This is a genomic window from Streptomyces griseorubiginosus (genome assembly GCF_036345115.1).
In the GTDB taxonomy this organism is placed as follows: Bacteria; Actinomycetota; Actinomycetes; order Streptomycetales; family Streptomycetaceae; genus Streptomyces; species Streptomyces griseorubiginosus_C.
Window position 1 is genome coordinate 6,211,305 of record NZ_CP107766.1, and the last position, 16,389, is coordinate 6,227,693.

Here is a 16,389-nt window from a genome sequence, read left to right on the forward strand (position 1 = left end):
GGTTAACCCTTCACTCCGGTCAGCGTGACGCCCTCGACGAACGCCTTCTGCGCGAAGAAGAACACGAGGATCACGGGGGCCATGACCAGCACGGTCGCGGCCATGGTGAGGTTCCAGTCGGTGTGGTGCATGCCCTTGAAGGACTCCAGGCCGTAACTGAGGGTCCAGGCGTTCTGGTTCTCCGAGGCGTAGATCTGCGGGCCGAAGTAGTCGTTCCAGGCGTAGAAGAACTGGAAGAGCGCCACGGCCGCGATCCCGGGCTTGGCCATGGGCACGACCACCTTGAGCAGGGTGCGCAGGTCGCCGCAGCCGTCGACCTTCGCCGCGTCCACGTACTCGTTCGGGATCGTCATCAGGAACTGCCTCAGCAGGAAGATCGAGAACGCGTCCCCGAACGCCATCGGGATGATCAGCGGCCACAGCGTGCCCGACAGGCCGAGCTGCTTCGCCCAGAAGAGGTACATCGGGATGATGACGACCTGTGGCGGCAGCATCATCATCGAGATCACCAGCATCAGGGAGAGATTGCGGCCCCGGAAGCGGAACTTGGCGAGCGCGTACGCCACGGGCACCGACGACACGACTGTAAGGACTGTTCCCAGTCCCGCGTAGATCAGCGTGTTGCGCCACCAGGTCAGGAAACCCGGGGTGTCGAAGACCCGCTTGTAGTTGCCCCACTCCCAGGTGTGCGGGATCAGGTCCCGGCTGAGGGCCTGGGTGTCGCTCATCAGCGAGGTCAGGAACACGAACACGAAGGGCAGCGTGAAGAAGAGGGCGGCGGCGATACCGAGGGAGTGGATCGCGACCCACTCCAGCACCGCCCGGCGCCGGGCGGTGCGCTCGGCGGGCGAGGCCGGCGTCTTCAACTCCACCGGTCGCTCCAGTACTTGGGTCATGGTCAGTCACCTGCCTGGATGAGACCGCCCCGGCGCCGCATCAGGAACGCGGTGAACACCATCGACAGGGCGAAGAGGACGAGGGCGACGACACACGCGGAGCCGTAGTCGAAGCGCTGGAAGCCGAGGTTGTACACGAGCTGGGGGAGGGTCAGCGTGGACTTGTCCGGGTAGCCGGGCTCGAACTGGGTGCCCGCGCCCTGGATCACCCCCGAGGCGACCTTCCCGGCGATCAACGGCTGTGTGTAGTACTGCATGGTCTGGATCACGCCGGTGACCACGGCGAACATCACGATCGGCGAGATGTTGGGAAGGGTGACGAACCGGAACCGCTGCCACGCCGACGCCCCGTCCAACTCCGCGGCCTCGTACTGCTCCTGGGGCACGTCGAGCAGCGCGGCCATGAAGATGACCATCAGGTCGCCGATGCCCCACAGGGCGAGCAGGGTGAGGGCCGGCTTGGACCAGGTGGGGTCGTTGAACCAGCCCGGTGCCGGGATGCCGACCTTCTCCAGGATCGAGTTGACCGGTCCCGTACCGGGGTTGAGCAGGAACGCGAAGGCCATGGTGGCCGCGACGGGCGGGGCCAGGTAGGGCAGGTAGAAGAGGGTGCGGAAGACCCCCGTACCCGTTTTGATCTTCGTGATGAGCATGCCGACGCCGAGTCCGAAGACGACCCGGAGCGACACCATCACGACGACCAGCCACAGGGTGTTGCGCAGGGCGGGCCAGAAGAAGGGGTAGTCCTGGAAGACGTAGGTCCAGTTCTTCGTCCCGCTCCAGGTCGGCGGCTTGAAGCCGTCGTAGTGCATGAACGAGAAGTAGACCGTGGAGATCAGCGGGTAGGCGAAGAAGACCGTGAAGCCGATCAGCCAGGGCGACATGAAGGCGATCGTGCGAAGCGCCGACCGGCGGCGCTTCGACGCCAGGGTGATGGTGCTCATCGCTACTTCGCCTGCGCGATGTCCGTGTCGATCTGCTTGGCCGCGTCGGCGAGGCCCTTCTTCAGGTCGGTGACCTTGCCGCTCTCGTAGGCGTAGCCGAGGTCCTGGATGGTGGTGAGGTAGACACCGCCGTTGATCGAGGACGGGGCGGTCGTCGAGTTCGGGTCGGCGGCGATGTCGAGGAAGGTCTTGAAGCGCGGGTCGTACTTCAGCTTCGGGGACTTCAGGGCCGCGAGCGTCGAGGGCACGTTGTGGATGGCGTTGGAGAAGCCGACCACCGCGTCCGTGTCGGTGGTGATGTACTTCAGGAACTCCCAGGCCGCGTTCTGCTTGGTGCTGTTGGCGGCGATACCGGCGATGGTGCCGGTGATGTAGCCCTTGCCGTACTGGTCGGCCTGGTCGTCCGGGACGGGCAGCGGGGCCACGCCGATCTCGAAGCCGGGCTTGGCGTCCAGGGCCATCCCGAGGCGCCACTCACCGTCGAGCTGCATGGCGACCTGGCCGGTCTGGAAGGGGTGCTTGGGGCCCCACTCGTCACCGAGCCCCGCGCGGTACTTCTCCAGCTTCTTGAAGCCGCCGAGTTCGTCGACGAGCTTCTTCTGGGTGGTGAACGCGGCGGCGACGGCCGGGTCGGTGGCGATCGTGGACTTGCCCGCCTTGTCGAAGTAGGTGGGCGAGAACTGGCCCAGGTAGTGCTCGGTCGTGGTCTCCCAGCCGTGGTAGTTCGGCATGAACCCGAGCTGCTTGTACGAGTCGCCCTGGGCGATCGTCAGCTTCTTGGCGTCGGTCTCGAATTCGGACCAGGTCTTGGGCGGGTTGCTGATCCCGGCCTTCTGGAACGCCGTCTTGTTGTAGTAGAGCCCGTACGCGTCGCCGAGGAGCGGCGCGGCACAGCGGTCGCCGTCGAACTGGGTGTACTGGTTCATCGCGGCCGGGAAGGTGGTGTCCGGGTCGATGCCCGACTTCTTGAAGAAGGGGTTGAGGTCGACCAGCGCGCCCGAGGAGCAGAACTTGCCGACGTTGTTCGTGGTGAACGACGAGATGACGTCCGGGGCCTTGCTGCCGCCGGTGCGCAGCGCCTGGTTGATCTTGTCGTCGGTCATGTTGCCGACCACGTTGACGTGGATGTTGGGGTGCGCCTTCTCGAACCCGGCGACCAGCGCCTTTACTCCCGCCACCTCGGAGTCCGCGCTCCAGGCGTGCCAGAAGTTGATGGTCGTCTCCTTGGACGCGTCGTCGTCGGCGCCGGAGGAGGCCTGGCCGGTACAGGCGGTGGTGACGAGCACGGCGGACACGGTCAGGGCAAAAGCCGCTTTCCGGGCGGACGAGGGTATGGCTGAGCGCATGACGGGATCTCCCAGGGACGGGCGGTGAGGTGAGGGTGTGGGGGAGTTCGGGGGTCAGCGAGAGGTGTCGAAGACCTCGTCGCGGGTGGCCGCGAGCGCGCTCTCCAGGGCGCCGCGCAGCACGGGGTGTTCTCGGACGTCGCCGACGACCAGCCGGGGCCGGGAGGCTGCCAGTTCCTCCAGCTCGTCCTGGACGAGGGCGCGCAGGGTGTCGCCGCCGGCGGTGAGCGAGGCACCGCTGAGGACGACGAGTTCGGGGTCGAGGACGGATACGAGCGAGGCGAGACCGGTGGCCAGCCGGGTGGCGTAGGTCTGCAGGAGCAGCCGGTTCAGGACGGTGTCCTCGGCGGCGGCACGCGCCACGAGGACGGCGGCGGCCTCGGCGTACGGCCCGGACGGGATGTCCGTCATACCGAGCTCGCGGGCGAGGTGCGGGATGGCCTGGGAGCCCGCGAGCTCCTGATAGCCACCACTGTTGGCCTTGGTGACGTGCCGCACCAGAGGTGCTCCGGGAACCGGCAGGAAACCTACCTCCCCCGCGCCGCCGGTCCAGCCGCGGTGCAGCCGGCCGCCGAGGACCAGCGCGGCACCGAGACCGCCCTCGTTCCACAGCAGCACGAAGTCCTCGTGTCCGCGGGCCGCCCCGAGCCGCTGTTCGGCCACGGCGACGAGGTTGACGTCGTTCTCGTACTCGACCGGCATCGGCAGGACGGCGGCGAGTTCGTCGAGCAGGGCCGGGGTGTGCCAGCCGGGGAGGTGGGAGGCGTAGCGCAGTCGGCCGGTGTTGGGGTCGAAGGCGCCGGGGGTGCCGATGACGAGCCGGTGGACGTCGCCGCGGGCGAGCCCGGCCGCCTTCACCGCGCCGTCGAGGGCGTCGGTGACCTGCCGGACGACGGGCTGGGTGGGTCGCCGTCCCGGGGTCGGGAGCTCGTAGGAGCCCACGGTGCGGCCGGTGATGTCGGCGACCGCGGCGAGGATGCGCTCGGGGGTGACGTCGAGCCCGGCGGCGTACGCGGCGGTCGGGTCGACCTCGTACAGCTGGGCGTTGGGCCCCGGCCTGCCCTCGCTGGTACCGGTGGCGAGGACGAGCCCCGACGCCTCCAGGCGGGCCAGGAGCTGGGACGCGGTCGGCTTGGACAGGCCGGTGAGCTTGCCGATCCGGGTGCGGGAGAGGGGGCCGTGCTCCAGCAGGAGGTCGAGCGCGGCACGGTCGTTCATGGCGCGCAGTGTGCGTGGTGTGCCTGCCATGGGTGCCCCTCTCCGTGACTACAGGGAAAAGACGACTCTAGAGAAAGAAGACTGTTAGGAAGGTTTCCTATCGGATGTAGGGAACATAGGTATGGACCACCAGGGAGTCAAGAGGGGTTGGACAAAGAACCCCCGCAGGAAACGGAGTCGTTACCTGCGGGGGTGCTCAGGGTGAGGGCGGAGGGACGGCAGTGGCTACCGCACGTCCACGTAGTCGCCCGCGGCCGTCGCCGAGCCGGTGGTGGTCGTACCCGTGAAGGTGTAACGGTAGTAACCGTCCTTGGTGGCCTTCGTGGTCGTCCTCAGGACGCCGCCGGTCCCGGAGGTCACCGTCTTGACGGTGGTGTAGCTGCTCGCCCCCTTGGCGCGGAACTGGAGGGTGGCCTTCTGGGAGACGTAGCCGGTGTACCTCCCGCTGTCCCAGTCGGCCCGGGTGAGCTTGCCGGTGACCGTGAGGGTCGCCCCCTTCTTCACCGGCTCGGGCGCCGCGTCGGCGGTGAGCTTCGCCGCGCGCTTGATCTGGACGCCGCTGCCGAGGGGGCCCCAGGCGTCGTAGTCGTAGCCGAGGCTGATGTGACCGTCCGAGTCGTCGTCGTCCTGGGCGATCGTGCTGTAGAGGCCGGCCGCCTTCCAGGCGGTGGCGTCCGAGGCCGAGTACAGGGAGGCCGCGGGGTCGATCGCCAGGATCTCCTTGCACGACTCGGTGACGGTGGTGTCCGTCGTCGCGGTCGTGGTGCAGGTGGGCACGGCCTCGGGGTCGATCTCGTTCGCCATCCTGCTGAGCGTGCCCCGGTAGAGCAGGACGCCGGCGAAGGTGGTCTTGTAGTCGACCGTCAGGTCGGAGGGGCGGGTCAGGGTGTACGTCACCGGCACCTTCACGGTGGCGGCCGTCCCGACGGTGACCGCCTTCCCGTTGTTCACGGTGACGTCGGAGAAGACGAGGTTCGGGGTGGTGGCGGCCGAGGCGGCCGGGGCCACCAGACCGGTCAGGGCCAGGGCACCGGACGCGGCGATGCCTATGGCGAGCTTTCTCATGTGTTTCCCCACATTCGAAACGGGCCCCTGGGCGTTGCGCTCCAGAACAAGGGCCCGTCGTGCGGGCGACGTTAGATGATCATGCGTGTGGGGGGAATGCGTCCTTCACGTGAAGAAGGTGAGAGTTTCGGCCTACTTCGCCGCCGGACGCTGTGCCGGGGCCGAGGCCAGCGGGGAGGCCGCCGCCGACTGGGGGGACTCGGAGTTGGAGAAGACGGACGGGGCCGCCACCGCCGCGGTCGGGTCGGCGGGCTCCTCCTCGGCGGGGACCGTCGCACCGCCGACGATGCGGATGTCCGCCGCGTCGAAGGCGTGCTTGATGCGCCAGCGCAGCTCGCGCTCGACCGTGAGGGACTTGCCCGGCATCGTCTTGGCGGAGACCCGCACGACCATGGAGTCCAGCAGGACGCTGTCCAGGCCGAGCACCTCGATCGGGCCCCACAGGAGCTCGTTCCAGGGCTCCTCCTTGCTCATCTTCTCGGCGACCTCGCCCAGCACCCGCTTCACCTTGTCGAGGTCCTCGGAGGCCCGCAGGGTCACGTCCACGCCGGCCGTCGCCCAGCCCTGCGAGAGGTTGCCGATCCGCTTGACCTCGCCGTTGCGGACGTACCAGATCTCGCCCTGGTCGCCGCGCAGCTTGGTCACCCTGAGGCCGACCTCTATGACCTCGCCGGAGGCCACGCCCGCGTCGATGGTGTCGCCGACGCCGTACTGGTCCTCCAGGATCATGAAGACACCGGAGAGGAAGTCCGTGACCAGGTTGCGGGCGCCGAAGCCGATCGCCACACCCGCGACACCCGCCGACGCCAGCAGCGGGGCCAGGTTGATCTCGAAGGCGCCCAGGACCATCAGGGCGGCCGTGCCCATGATGATGAAGCTCGCCACCGAGCGCAGCACCGAGCCGATCGCCTGCGAGCGCTGCCTGCGCCGCTCGTTGTTGACCAGCAGGCCGCCGATCGCGGTGCCGTCGACCGCCTGGGCGGTGCGGTTCATCCGGTCTATCAGCTTGGTGATGGCCCGCCGCACGACCATTCTCAGCACCCCGGCGATCACCAGGATCAGCAGGACGCGCAGGCTGATCGCCAGCCAGGTCGACCAGTTCTGCTCGACCCAGCTGGCCGCGTTCGTGGCGCTTTCCTGGGCGTCCTGGAGACTCGGCACGGCCGGCGTCGAGGTGTCCGAGGGGGACGGCGACGGCGACGGACTCGCGGCCAGTAGGACGGCGGACAAGGACACGGCAGGTACCTCCAGGTGCTGCGTCTGCCGTCCGACAGGGCGGTCAAGGTCACGAAAAGGTCACCGGTACGGCAGACCAACCACACTAACGGTGCATCGTGTGGGGATCGTTGCAATGTCCGGGGGAGAGACCGGCCTCACCTGGGGATGAAGAAAGGTGTGGTCGAAAACACTCCCAGCCCGTTACCGGGACATGGTGGCGTTTCTCCCGGCCAAGAGGGGAGACTGACCTCAGATCGTCCCGGCGCGAGCCACGCGCCGCCGACGCCCAAGGAGGCATCCGTGCCGCATGTCCTGGTCCTCAACGCGTCGTACGAGCCCCTCGGCGTCGTACCGCTCCGCCGCGCGCTCGTCCTCGTCCTGGAGAACAAAGCGGTCTCCCTGGAGGAATCCGGCGCCTTCATGCACAGCGCGACCGTCACAGTCCCCGCACCCAGCGTGGTCCGGCTCAAAAGGTTCGTCAGGGTTCCTTACCGAGGTCCTGTGCCTCTCACCCGCAGAGCGCTCTTCGCGCGCGACGGGGGCCGGTGCATGTACTGCGGTGGCGTCGCAACCAGCGTCGACCACGTCATCCCGCGCAGCCGCGGGGGCAAGCACGTCTGGGACAACGTGGTGGCGTCCTGCCGCCGCTGCAACCATGTGAAGGCCGACCGACACCTGTTCGAGATCGGCTGGCGGCTGCGCCACAAACCCGCTCCACCCACCGGTCTGGCCTGGCGCATCATCGGCACCGGGCATAGGGACCCGCGCTGGCTGCCCTACTTGCAGCCGTACGGCGCGGAGGACGCCATGGCCCGGATCGACGGCATCTCAGCCTGACCACGATCCGGGCCTTTGTGTTGCCGCACGCGGCTCGCACACGCGACGCGCGCACGCGGCGGGGATCCGGTCCCGGAGGCCCCCCGTACCTCCGGGACCGGACGCTTTCACGCCCTCACGCGTACCGCAGCTCCGCCGGCCGGACCGAGCGGCGCAGCAGCGGCAGCGAGGTCGCGGCGGCCAGCAGACAGGCCGCGTAGATCACGAGGGGGACCAGGAGGGCGGCGTACGGCACCTCGGTGGGGGTGTTCCGCGAGGCCAGCGACGTGTACCAGACGCTGATCCCCATGCCGCCCGCACCGGCGAGCAGTACGGCGGGGGCCAGCGGCAGTGCGGTCTCCAGGAGCAGCGCCCTCGCCAGCACCCGGTACGGCACCCCGGCGGCGACCTGGGCCGCCAGGCCCCGGCGCCGTGCGGCCAGGGACTCCGCGGTGCCGACGGCGAGTCCGCTCAGGACCAGTGCGAGGGCGACGAGGATCGCGGCGCCCGTCAGGTCGATGCCGGTCGTGTAGTAGTCCATGTCCGCTCCCAGCGTGCCCTCCCGGCGCATGGTGTGCAGGGTGGTGAGCAACACCTGTCGCACGCCCACGAAGCCCGCTCCGACGACCGTGACCAGCAGCACCGAGGCGTGGGTACGGGCCGCCGCCCACGGGTCGTCCCGCAGCCGCTCCGCCGCGATCAGCACCGCCGGGCTCTGGGCGCGGGCGGCCAGGGCCCCGCCCAGTCGCCGGGCCGCCGTCCCGGTCAGCGAGACCGTCGCGAGCCCGACGACCAGGACGGCCGCGAACACCGCCGGCGGGCCGAGGGCGATGTCGACGGGACCGCCCACGAACGACGACACGCTCACGCCCACCGCCATGACCCCGAGCAGCACGATCCCCACCCGCAGGGCGCGCCCCGGACCCCACGTCGGCCGGACCCGCCGTACCCAGCCCAGCGGAGAGGCCACCACCCGCCACAGCGACAGCATGCTCACGGCCGCGCCCAGCACCGACACGACCACCGGCACCACCACGAAACCGGCCCAGACGACAGGGTCGGGGTGCTCCCACAGGAGCAGCAGCAGCGTGCCGAACACGGCCGCGGCCGCCACCGAGCCCGCCAGACAGGCCGGCCCCGACTCCAGCGCCGCGATCCGCCGCACCTGCCAGGGACCGGCCCCCGCGAGCCGCAGCGCGGCCAGTCGCCGGTCCCGGTGCACCGCGCCGATCCGCGCGCACTGCCCGAGGAAGCCGAGCACCGGGATCAGCAGCAGCACGGCCACGGCGCTCACGTTGCGCCGGTCGCTCGCGGAGTCGAGCAGCCCGGCCCCGAACGGCACGGAGTAGTACCCGTCCAGCGAGTTCAGCGCCACGACGGCCATCCCGATGCCGGTCGCCAGCGCCGCCCCGACCGCCGTGAGCCCGACCCGCCACCATTCCCGCCGGTCGGAACCGCGGGTGAGCAGCCAGGCCATGCGCAGGTCGGCGGTCAGGGGACCGCCATGGGCCTTGGTCATGCCGTCACCCCCGTCGGGACCACGGCCCCGTCGGCGATCCGCACCTCGCGGTCCGCATAGGCCGCCACCTGGGCGTCATGGGTGATCAGCAGCACCGCCGTACCGGACTCGCGGGCCGTGTGGACCAGGGCGGTCATGACCTGTTCGCTCGCCAGGGAGTCCAGCGCGCCGGTGGGTTCGTCGGCGAAGACGACCTCGGGCCCGGTCACCACGGCCCGGGCCAGCGCGGTCCGCTGGGCCTGGCCGCCGCTCATCTCGCCGGGACGCAGCGCGGACTGGCCGCGCACGCCGAACCGCTCCAGCCACTCACCGGCCCGGACGTGGGCCTCCCCGCGGGAGGTACCGGCGAGCAGCAGCGGCAGCGCCACGTTGTCGAGCGCGGTCAGCTCCGGGATCAGCTGGCCGAACTGGAAGACCACGCCGAACTCGGTACGGCGCAGCTCGCTCAGCCGCTGTTCGGGCAGCCGGTCGAGACGCTCCCCGCCGTAGGACACCGAACCGGTGTCGGGGCGGACGATCCCGGCCAGGCAGTGCAGCAGCGTCGACTTCCCGCTGCCGCTGGTGCCGGTCACGGCGAGGATCTCGCCGGCGTCCAGGCGCAGGGAGGCACCCCGCAGGGCGTCCGTCCTGCCGTACGTCTTGCCGAGATCGCGCCCTTCGAGAAGTGGCACCGAAGTGTTCCCCTTGTCGCTCATGCCGAGGCGACCTCGGCCGTCAAAGTGGTGAGCCGGGCCGCCGTGGTGGTCATCCAGCGGAGGTCGGCGTCGAGGTGGTTGAGGGCGTAGTCCGCCGAGAGCACGGTCGCGAGGTCGGCCCCCGGGGCGGTCTTGACCGCGGTGAGCTCCCGCATGCGCGCCATGTGGGCGGCCCGCTGGGCCCTCAGATAGGCGTCCGGGTCGCCGCCGGCCAGGATCGAGACGACGACCTTGGCGAAGATCTCGTTCGTCACGAAGGGCGCGGGCGGGGCGATCCGGTCGGCCCAGTCCGCCAGCTCACGCGCCCCCTCGTCGGTCGCGCGATACTTCGTGCGCTCCGGGCCGCCGTCCGAGTCGGTGCCGTCGACCTCGGCGAGACCGTCCCGCACCAGGCGTTGCAGGGTCGTGTAGACCTGCCCGTAGGCGAGCGGACGGGCCTCCGGGAAACGGTCGTCGTGGCGTCGCTTGAGGTCGTAGCCATGGCTCGGCCCACCGGCGAGCAGCCCCAGCAGGATGTGACGGGTGCTCATGGCGATCAGTATGCATCACGTACATGTACTGAGTGAATAGTGATCAACGAAGAGCCCGCGGAACATGACGAACAGCACGTTCTCCCCTCCCGCACGTCTGCCGCCGCGTCCACTGGGTAGGGCTGCGGTAACCCCCGTCGTCGTACTCGACAAGGAGGCCCCCGTGGCCGCATCGGCACAGCTTCTGCTCTCGGCCCTGTCCAAACCCGAGGCGCCCGCTGACCACTTCTGTGTCTTCAGCGCCGAGGGCGCCTGCACCGAGACCCCCCTCACCAGCGAACCGCCCCTGCCCGACGCCGAGCCCCTCACCAGCGAACCGCCCCTCGCCGACGCGGCCCACCTGACCAGCGAGTCCGACGCGTACGCGGAGGCCTTCCCGACCGGCGGGTCCTACGCCCACCTGGAGCCCTAGATGGCGGCGCCCCCCGGTCCGGAGCTGACCCGGCTCGCCGAGTCCTACGGCATCGCCACCTCCTACCAGCCCTCCCCGGACCGTACGGTCGCCGCCTCCGCCACCGCCGTCACGCTGGCCCTGGCCGCGCTGGGCGTCGACGCGGGCGACCCGGCCGGGGCCCTCGCGGCCCGGGAGCGTGAGCTGCGCGCGCGCCTGCTGCCGCCGACGGTGGTGTGCTGGAGCGGCAGCCCGCCCGCGTTCGTGGCCGACCTGCCCGCGGGCACCCGGCTGCGCATCCTGACCGAACAGGGCGAGACGCACACCGCCGCCGACCAACTCCCGCCCGGCATCCACCGGTTGACCGCCACCGCCCCCGACGGCCGCACCGCCGACGCCCACCTGATCGTGGCCCCGCCGCGGCTGCCCGCGGCGCCGGGACGGTCGTACGGCCTCCTCGTCCAGCTCTACTCCCTGCTCTCGCACCGCTCCTGGGGCATGGGCGACCTCGGCGACCTCGCCGAACTGACCTCCTGGGCGGGACGTGCCCTGGGCGCCGGCTTCGTGCAGGTCAACCCGCTGCACGCGGCCGTGCCCGGCGCCCCCACCGACCCCTCCCCCTACCGGCCCTCCTCGCGGCGCTTCCCCGACCCGGTGCACCTGCGGATCGAGGACATCCCCGAGTACGCCCATGTCACCGACGCCGACCGGCTCGGGGCCCTGCGGGAGCGGGCCGAGCGGCTGCGGGAAGCGGTACTGGAGAAGGGCGCGCTGATCGACCGGGACGCGGTGTGGGAACTCAAGCGGGAGGCGCTGGAGCTGGTCCGCGAGGTCCCGCTCGGGCCCGGCCGCCGCGCCGCCTACGCCGACTATCTCGCCGAGGGCGGGCAGGCACTGGAGGACCACGCGACCTGGTGTGCGCTGGCGGAGGCGCACGGCTCCGACTGGCGCGGCTGGCCTTCCGGTCTCCAGGACCCGCGGTCCGCCGAGACCGCCCGCGCCCGCGGTGAGCTGATGGACCGCGTCGACTTCTTCTCCCGCCTCGCCTGGCTCACCGAGAGCCAGCTCACCGCCGCCCAGCGGGCCGCGCGGGAGGCGGGGATGCCGGTGGGCCTCGTCCACGACCTCGCGGTGGGCGTGCACCCCGAGGGCGCGGACGCCTGGGCCCAGCAGGCGTACTTCGCCGCCGGGATGTCCGTAGGAGCGCCTCCGGACGCCTTCAACGCCCGCGGGCAGGACTGGGGGCTGCCCCCGTGGCGCCCGGACCGGCTGGCCGAGTCCGGCTACGCGCCGTACCGGCAACTGCTGCGGGCCCTGTTCCGGTACGCCGGGGCGCTGCGCATCGACCACGTCATGGGCCTGTTCCGGCTGTGGTGGGTCCCGCAGGGGCATCCGCCGACCGAGGGGACGTACGTCCGCTACGACGCGGAGGCCATGCTCGCCGTGCTCGTCCTGGAGGCCTCGCGGGCCGGGGCGCTGGTGATCGGGGAGGACCTCGGGACCGTGGAGCCCGGGGTGCGGGAGGTGCTGCGCGAGCGGGGGGTGCTGGGGACGTCGGTCCTGTGGTTCGAGCGGGACTGGGAGGGGGACGGGCGTCCCCTGCCGCCGGAGCGGTGGCGGGCGGACTGCCTGGCCACCGCGACCACGCACGACCTGCCGCCCACCGCGTCCCGGCTCACCGGGGAGCACGTCGAACTCCGGGACGGCCTGGGGCTGCTGACGCGGCCGCTGGAGGAGGAGCGGGCGGAGGCCGCCGCGGACACGGGTGAGTGGCTGGAGCTGCTGGCCCGTCTCGGTCTGCTGCACGGCACGGGCGGCGGCGCCGACCCCTCCTCGGAGGAGGCCCAGATCCAGGCCGTCCACCGGTTCCTGCTGCACACCCCGGCCCGGATGGTGGGCGTCTGGCTGCCGGACACGGTGGGTGACCGCAGGCCGCAGAACCTGCCGGGGACGTGGGACCAGTATCCGAACTGGCGGCTGCCGATCGCGGACGGGGAGGGTCGGGCGGTGACGCTGGAGGACCTGGCGGCGTCGGCTCGGTTGCACGCGTTGGTGGAGGTGCTGCGGGCGCCGTAGGGACGGCCCACGCTCCTGGGTGGGTGCAGTGTGGGGCGCCCTAACACACCCCCGGACGCGCGGCCTGATCCGACGTTCGGTACTTTTGGCCCCGTGGACAAGAAGAACGCCCTGCGCGCCGGCGCCCTGGCTGCCGGTACGACGCTGATGATGCTGCTCATGTCGGTCCCCGCCTCGGCGCTGACCCGCGACGACGGCGACGACCCGGGCACGGGTCTGAGCGTCATCGAGACGCTGGGCCTCTTCGTGGTGGCCCCGCTCGTGCTGTTCGGGGTCATCGCTGGTCTGGTGATGGTCCTGGACAAGTCCAAGGAAGAGCACCGGGTGACCAGCCGCAACATCAGGACGAGGCCCGCCGAGGCCGAGGCCAAGGCCGGCTCGAAGGCCTGACCCAGCTTTCCCGGGGCGCCGACCCCGCCACCCGTACGCGCGTCAGCCGCACGGGGGCGAGGCCGGCGCCTTCGGCATGTCCGGGCCGGGGCCGGGGGCCGGGGCGGATAGCCCTCACGGCTCACGTCGGCTGACGCGGACGCCGGCGCGTGGGGGAGTGTGACCTTCTCGTCCCCGGGGCAGTGTTCGAAAGGGAGCGGCTCGAAGAGAGTCCGCGGCCGGCTACGGAATGGTCACCACTCGGGTGACACTTTGACCGTCCGGCGGCGGGCTGCTTCGGCGCGCTGTAGATTCAGCGCGTGCTCCCCCCGTACGTGGATCTTCGTCCGATCGGCAGATGCAATCTGAGCTGCCCTTTTTGCTTCGGACCACGCCACGAAATGCCCACCATGCGGCGTGCGGAGGCACTCCGGATCGCTGCGACGCTGCGGCAGGAGGGGGTGCAGGGAGTGGTGATCTCGGGGGGCGAGCCCACCCTGCTGCCGTATCTCGGGGACCTCGTCCAGGAGTTGAGCGGTGCGCACCCGGACGGCGGAGCCCCTCCCCGGGTGGTGCTGAGCACGAACGGACTCGCCCCGCTGAAGCTCATGGAGCGCGTCCTGCCGGGCCTGTCGTGGATCGCCCTGCCGGTGGACTCGGCGGACGAGAAGGAACACCGGGAACTCCGCAAAGGAGTCGCGCCGCACAGGGAAAGAGTGCTCGGCCTGCTGAAGGAAGTCCGGAAGAACCACCAGCAGGTCAAAGTGAAACTGGGGACCGTCGTCACCCGGCGCAATGTCGCCGGAGCCCCCCGCGTGCTGGATCTCATCGAAAAGGCCTGCCTCCCCGACGTGTGGAAGGTCTACCAGATGTCCGAGACCAACTACGGTGCGGACAATGCCAGTTGGCTCTCCATCGACGACGACCGGTTCGAAGAGGTGGTGGCTCGCTGCCAGGAGGCCGCCGACGAACGCGATGTCACCCTCCGGGTCTACCGGAACGCCGACCGGGCCGGCACCTACTTCTTCATCGACCCGGACTGCCAGGTCGTCGTCATCGAGGCGGGCGAGGAACGGCGGCTCGGCGACTTCTTCGACCTGGTGCGGGACGACGGCACTGGCCCCGCCGGTCTGGTGCAGCCGTTCCGCAACGCCGCCAATTTCGTCGGAACCTATCCGCTGGAACCGAAAGGGCAGTCATGACGACGGCACACGTACGCGTGGGAGTTCAGGCCATCGTCCGCTCCGGCGAGCGTGTGCTGCTGGGGCTCCGGGCCAACACCTTCGGGGCCGGGAGCTGGGGGCTGCCCGGGGGGCATCTGGAGGTCGGTGAGACGCTGACCGGTGCCGCCTGCCGCGAGCTGGAGGAGGAGACCGGCGTCCGTGCCCGAGACGCCCGGGTCGTCTGCGTCACCGACCCGGACCCGGCGGCCAACCACCACATGCAGGTCGGCGTGGAGATCCCCGACTACACGGGTGACATCCGGGTGCGGGAACCCGACCGGTGCGAGCGCTGGGAGTTCTGGCCGCTGGACGCCCTGCCCACGCCCCTGTTCGTGGGATCGGTGGACGTGCTGAACAAGGTCAGGGACGGGGCACTTCTCCCCTCCTGACACTCGCCCGCATCCGCACGGAGGCGAGCGCCCCCATCTCCGAGCGCAGCGCGGCCTTGTGCTGCTCCTGGTTGGCCTCGAACTCCGCCCAGGTGCTGGACAGTTCCCACTGCGCCCGGAACTCCTCCAGACTGTCGGCGTAGTACCGGCTGTCCTTGCGGAACTCCACCTCGAACACGCTCATCCCCCGTCGCGTCCGGCGCTGCGGATTCGACGTGATGTACGGCTCGAAGAAGCCGACGTTCGAGGTGAGCAGCGTGGACCCGCTGACGTCCAGCGAGGTGATCCGCAGCTCGATCAGATCCGGGTACATCGACTTGAGCAGCTTGTACGACTCGACCACGGGCAGGAAGGTGTTGTTGTACGACGGACTGCTCTCCACCAGCTCCACGATGTTCTGGTAGTTGCCCGGCTCGGCACCGGCGTCGTGCGGCATGAAGGCGGCGAGGCTGTTCCAGGGGCTGCTGATGACGACGTTGAAACGGACCCCGCGCTCCAGTGCGTCCTTGACCCGGCCGTAGAAGAGCCGTGTCTCCTCCAGGAAGTAGGAGGCGCCGGCGTGGGCGATGAGCCGGATGATGCCGGTCTCCTCCTCCAGCGCCCGGCGTTTCGCGTCGTTGCGCTCGGTGTTCTGGTGGGGCTTGTACACCTTCTGGATGTGGTACGGGAGTTTGTCGTCCGGGGTGATGGCCGCCCGCATGTCCGCGAGTTCGTCCTGGAGGATGTGCGTCTGGGGGTGCTCCTGGCCGAGGTCGGGGGAGGCGACGGCACGGGTGGCGGCGCTGAGGAAGGCCTGTACGGCGGCTTCCGTGCGCTCGTTGGCCCGGCCCTCCCAGCCACCGGCCGCGGCGAACTCCGTGGCGGCGAGGGTGGCTTGGGCGATGATCGTCTCGCGGTGCTCCAGACCGAGCGTCACCTGCGCGGTGACGTGGAGGAGTTCCAGCTGGGCGAGGTTCTCGAGGCTCGGGTCCGCGTCGTGGCGGGCCGCGGCCAGGGCGACGCGGGCGCCGAGGGCCCGGGCGTGGTCGCCGCCCTCGCTCTCGACGAACCGGGCCACCGACTGGTCGAAGCTGTCCACCGCGTTCTGGAGGTCCTGCTCGTCGCCGGAGGCCCTGGCGAGGTCGAGGCGGACCCGGTCGGCGGTCAGCCGGGTCTCCAGGTCCTTGTCCTGTTCGTACTTGAGCGAGTCGAGCGCCTTGTTGGCCCAGATGCCGGCCGCGTCGGGGTCGCCGAGCTGAAGGCTCACCACGCTCAGGTTGGCGAGGATGGCCGGGACCTCGTAGGTCTCGTACTCGTGTGCGCGGGTGAGCGCGCAGTCCAGTACGGCCATGGCCCGCACCAGGTCGCCCTGTTCGGCGAGCAGGGAGCCGAGGTGGTTCCAGAGTTCCGGCTCCCGGTAGACCACCTGGTCGATCTCGGAGAGCCGCATGGCGCGCAGGGTCGTGTCGGTCAGGTCCGCCGCGGCCTTGTCGAGGCCGAGCGCCAGCAGCAGTTCGACGAGGTGGGCGTACCGGGCGATCCGCTCCGGCTCCTCCTCCCACACGGCCTGTCCGCTGCGCAGGCGGTCGACGTAGCCGATGAGCGCCGCCTCGGCCTCGCGGGCGGTGGCTTGCGCGGTCGCGCTGTCGTCGTCCTTTTCCGCCTTCTCCTCGGCGACCGATATCGCTTCGTCGAGGTCACTGATGTCGTTCATG

The 16,389-nt window shown here is 70.4% G+C and carries 16 protein-coding genes; 6 read left to right on the forward strand and 10 right to left on the reverse strand.

The window, feature by feature from the left end:
• Window positions 1–2: 2 nt before the first annotated feature.
• From OHN19_RS28150 to OHN19_RS28175, 6 genes are all read right to left on the reverse strand, one after another.
• Window positions 3–896 (reverse strand): carbohydrate ABC transporter permease, encoded by an 894-nt coding sequence (locus OHN19_RS28150; RefSeq protein WP_330266876.1) that lies wholly within the window; start codon window positions 894–896, stop codon window positions 3–5.
• A 2-nt stretch (window positions 897–898) separates the two neighbouring features.
• On the reverse strand, window positions 899–1,840 hold the full coding sequence (locus OHN19_RS28155) for a sugar ABC transporter permease (protein ID WP_330266877.1): 942 nt from the start codon (window positions 1,838–1,840) through the stop codon (window positions 899–901).
• Between the two features lie 2 nt (window positions 1,841–1,842).
• Window positions 1,843–3,186 (reverse strand): ABC transporter substrate-binding protein, encoded by a 1,344-nt coding sequence (locus tag OHN19_RS28160; RefSeq protein WP_330266878.1) that lies wholly within the window; start codon window positions 3,184–3,186, stop codon window positions 1,843–1,845.
• Window positions 3,187–3,240: 54 nt separating this feature from the next.
• Window positions 3,241–4,434, reverse strand: a complete 1,194-nt coding sequence (locus tag OHN19_RS28165; protein ID WP_330266879.1) for an ROK family transcriptional regulator — start codon at window positions 4,432–4,434, stop codon at window positions 3,241–3,243.
• Window positions 4,435–4,629: 195 nt separating this feature from the next.
• A complete protein-coding gene (locus OHN19_RS28170) occupies window positions 4,630–5,469 on the reverse strand; it encodes a hypothetical protein (protein ID WP_330266880.1) in 840 nt (279 codons plus the stop codon).
• A gap of 132 nt (window positions 5,470–5,601) precedes the next feature.
• Complete coding sequence (locus OHN19_RS28175) at window positions 5,602–6,705, reverse strand: mechanosensitive ion channel family protein (protein ID WP_330266881.1); 1,104 nt, start codon at window positions 6,703–6,705, stop codon at window positions 5,602–5,604.
• A 282-nt stretch (window positions 6,706–6,987) separates the two neighbouring features.
• Here OHN19_RS28175 and OHN19_RS28180 point away from each other — a divergent pair, with 282 nt between their 5' ends.
• Window positions 6,988–7,524, forward strand: coding sequence for an HNH endonuclease (locus tag OHN19_RS28180; protein ID WP_020116449.1), 537 nt, complete (start codon window positions 6,988–6,990; stop codon window positions 7,522–7,524).
• A 115-nt stretch (window positions 7,525–7,639) separates the two neighbouring features.
• On the opposite strand, the gene OHN19_RS28185 is transcribed toward OHN19_RS28180, so the two are convergent.
• Genes OHN19_RS28185 through OHN19_RS28195 form a run of 3 tightly spaced genes read right to left on the reverse strand, consistent with a single transcriptional unit; the run spans window position 7,640 to window position 10,247 of the window.
• Complete coding sequence (locus OHN19_RS28185; protein ID WP_330266882.1) at window positions 7,640–9,022, reverse strand: FtsX-like permease family protein; 1,383 nt, start codon at window positions 9,020–9,022, stop codon at window positions 7,640–7,642.
• Window positions 9,019–9,717: an ABC transporter ATP-binding protein gene (locus OHN19_RS28190; protein WP_330266883.1), complete on the reverse strand. Its 699-nt coding sequence runs from the start codon at window positions 9,715–9,717 to the stop codon at window positions 9,019–9,021. Before OHN19_RS28190 ends, OHN19_RS28185 begins: the two co-directional genes overlap by 4 nt.
• Window positions 9,714–10,247 (reverse strand): PadR family transcriptional regulator, encoded by a 534-nt coding sequence (locus tag OHN19_RS28195; RefSeq protein WP_330266884.1) that lies wholly within the window; start codon window positions 10,245–10,247, stop codon window positions 9,714–9,716. The genes OHN19_RS28190 and OHN19_RS28195 overlap by 4 nt, the downstream gene beginning before the upstream one ends.
• A 163-nt stretch (window positions 10,248–10,410) precedes the next feature.
• On the opposite strand from OHN19_RS28195, the gene OHN19_RS28200 reads away from it, so the two are divergent.
• The 5 genes from OHN19_RS28200 (at window position 10,411) to OHN19_RS28220 (ending at window position 14,695) form a co-directional block, all read left to right on the forward strand.
• Window positions 10,411–10,659, forward strand: a complete 249-nt coding sequence (locus tag OHN19_RS28200) for a hypothetical protein (protein ID WP_330266885.1) — start codon at window positions 10,411–10,413, stop codon at window positions 10,657–10,659.
• Window positions 10,660–12,714: a 4-alpha-glucanotransferase gene (gene malQ / locus OHN19_RS28205; RefSeq protein ID WP_330266886.1), complete on the forward strand. Its 2,055-nt coding sequence runs from the start codon at window positions 10,660–10,662 to the stop codon at window positions 12,712–12,714.
• 93 nt (window positions 12,715–12,807) lie between these two features.
• Window positions 12,808–13,104, forward strand: coding sequence for a hypothetical protein (locus tag OHN19_RS28210; RefSeq protein WP_330266887.1), 297 nt, complete (start codon window positions 12,808–12,810; stop codon window positions 13,102–13,104).
• A 314-nt stretch (window positions 13,105–13,418) separates the two neighbouring features.
• Window positions 13,419–14,285, forward strand: a complete 867-nt coding sequence (locus tag OHN19_RS28215; protein WP_330269727.1) for a radical SAM protein — start codon at window positions 13,419–13,421, stop codon at window positions 14,283–14,285.
• Complete coding sequence (locus OHN19_RS28220) at window positions 14,282–14,695, forward strand: nucleotide triphosphate diphosphatase NUDT15 (protein ID WP_330266888.1); 414 nt, start codon at window positions 14,282–14,284, stop codon at window positions 14,693–14,695. Before OHN19_RS28215 ends, OHN19_RS28220 begins: the two co-directional genes overlap by 4 nt.
• Here the strand turns inward: OHN19_RS28220 and OHN19_RS28225 are convergent.
• Window positions 14,667–16,388 (reverse strand): hypothetical protein, encoded by a 1,722-nt coding sequence (locus OHN19_RS28225; protein WP_330266889.1) that lies wholly within the window; start codon window positions 16,386–16,388, stop codon window positions 14,667–14,669. The genes OHN19_RS28220 and OHN19_RS28225 overlap by 29 nt on opposite strands.
• Window position 16,389 lies beyond the last annotated feature (1 nt).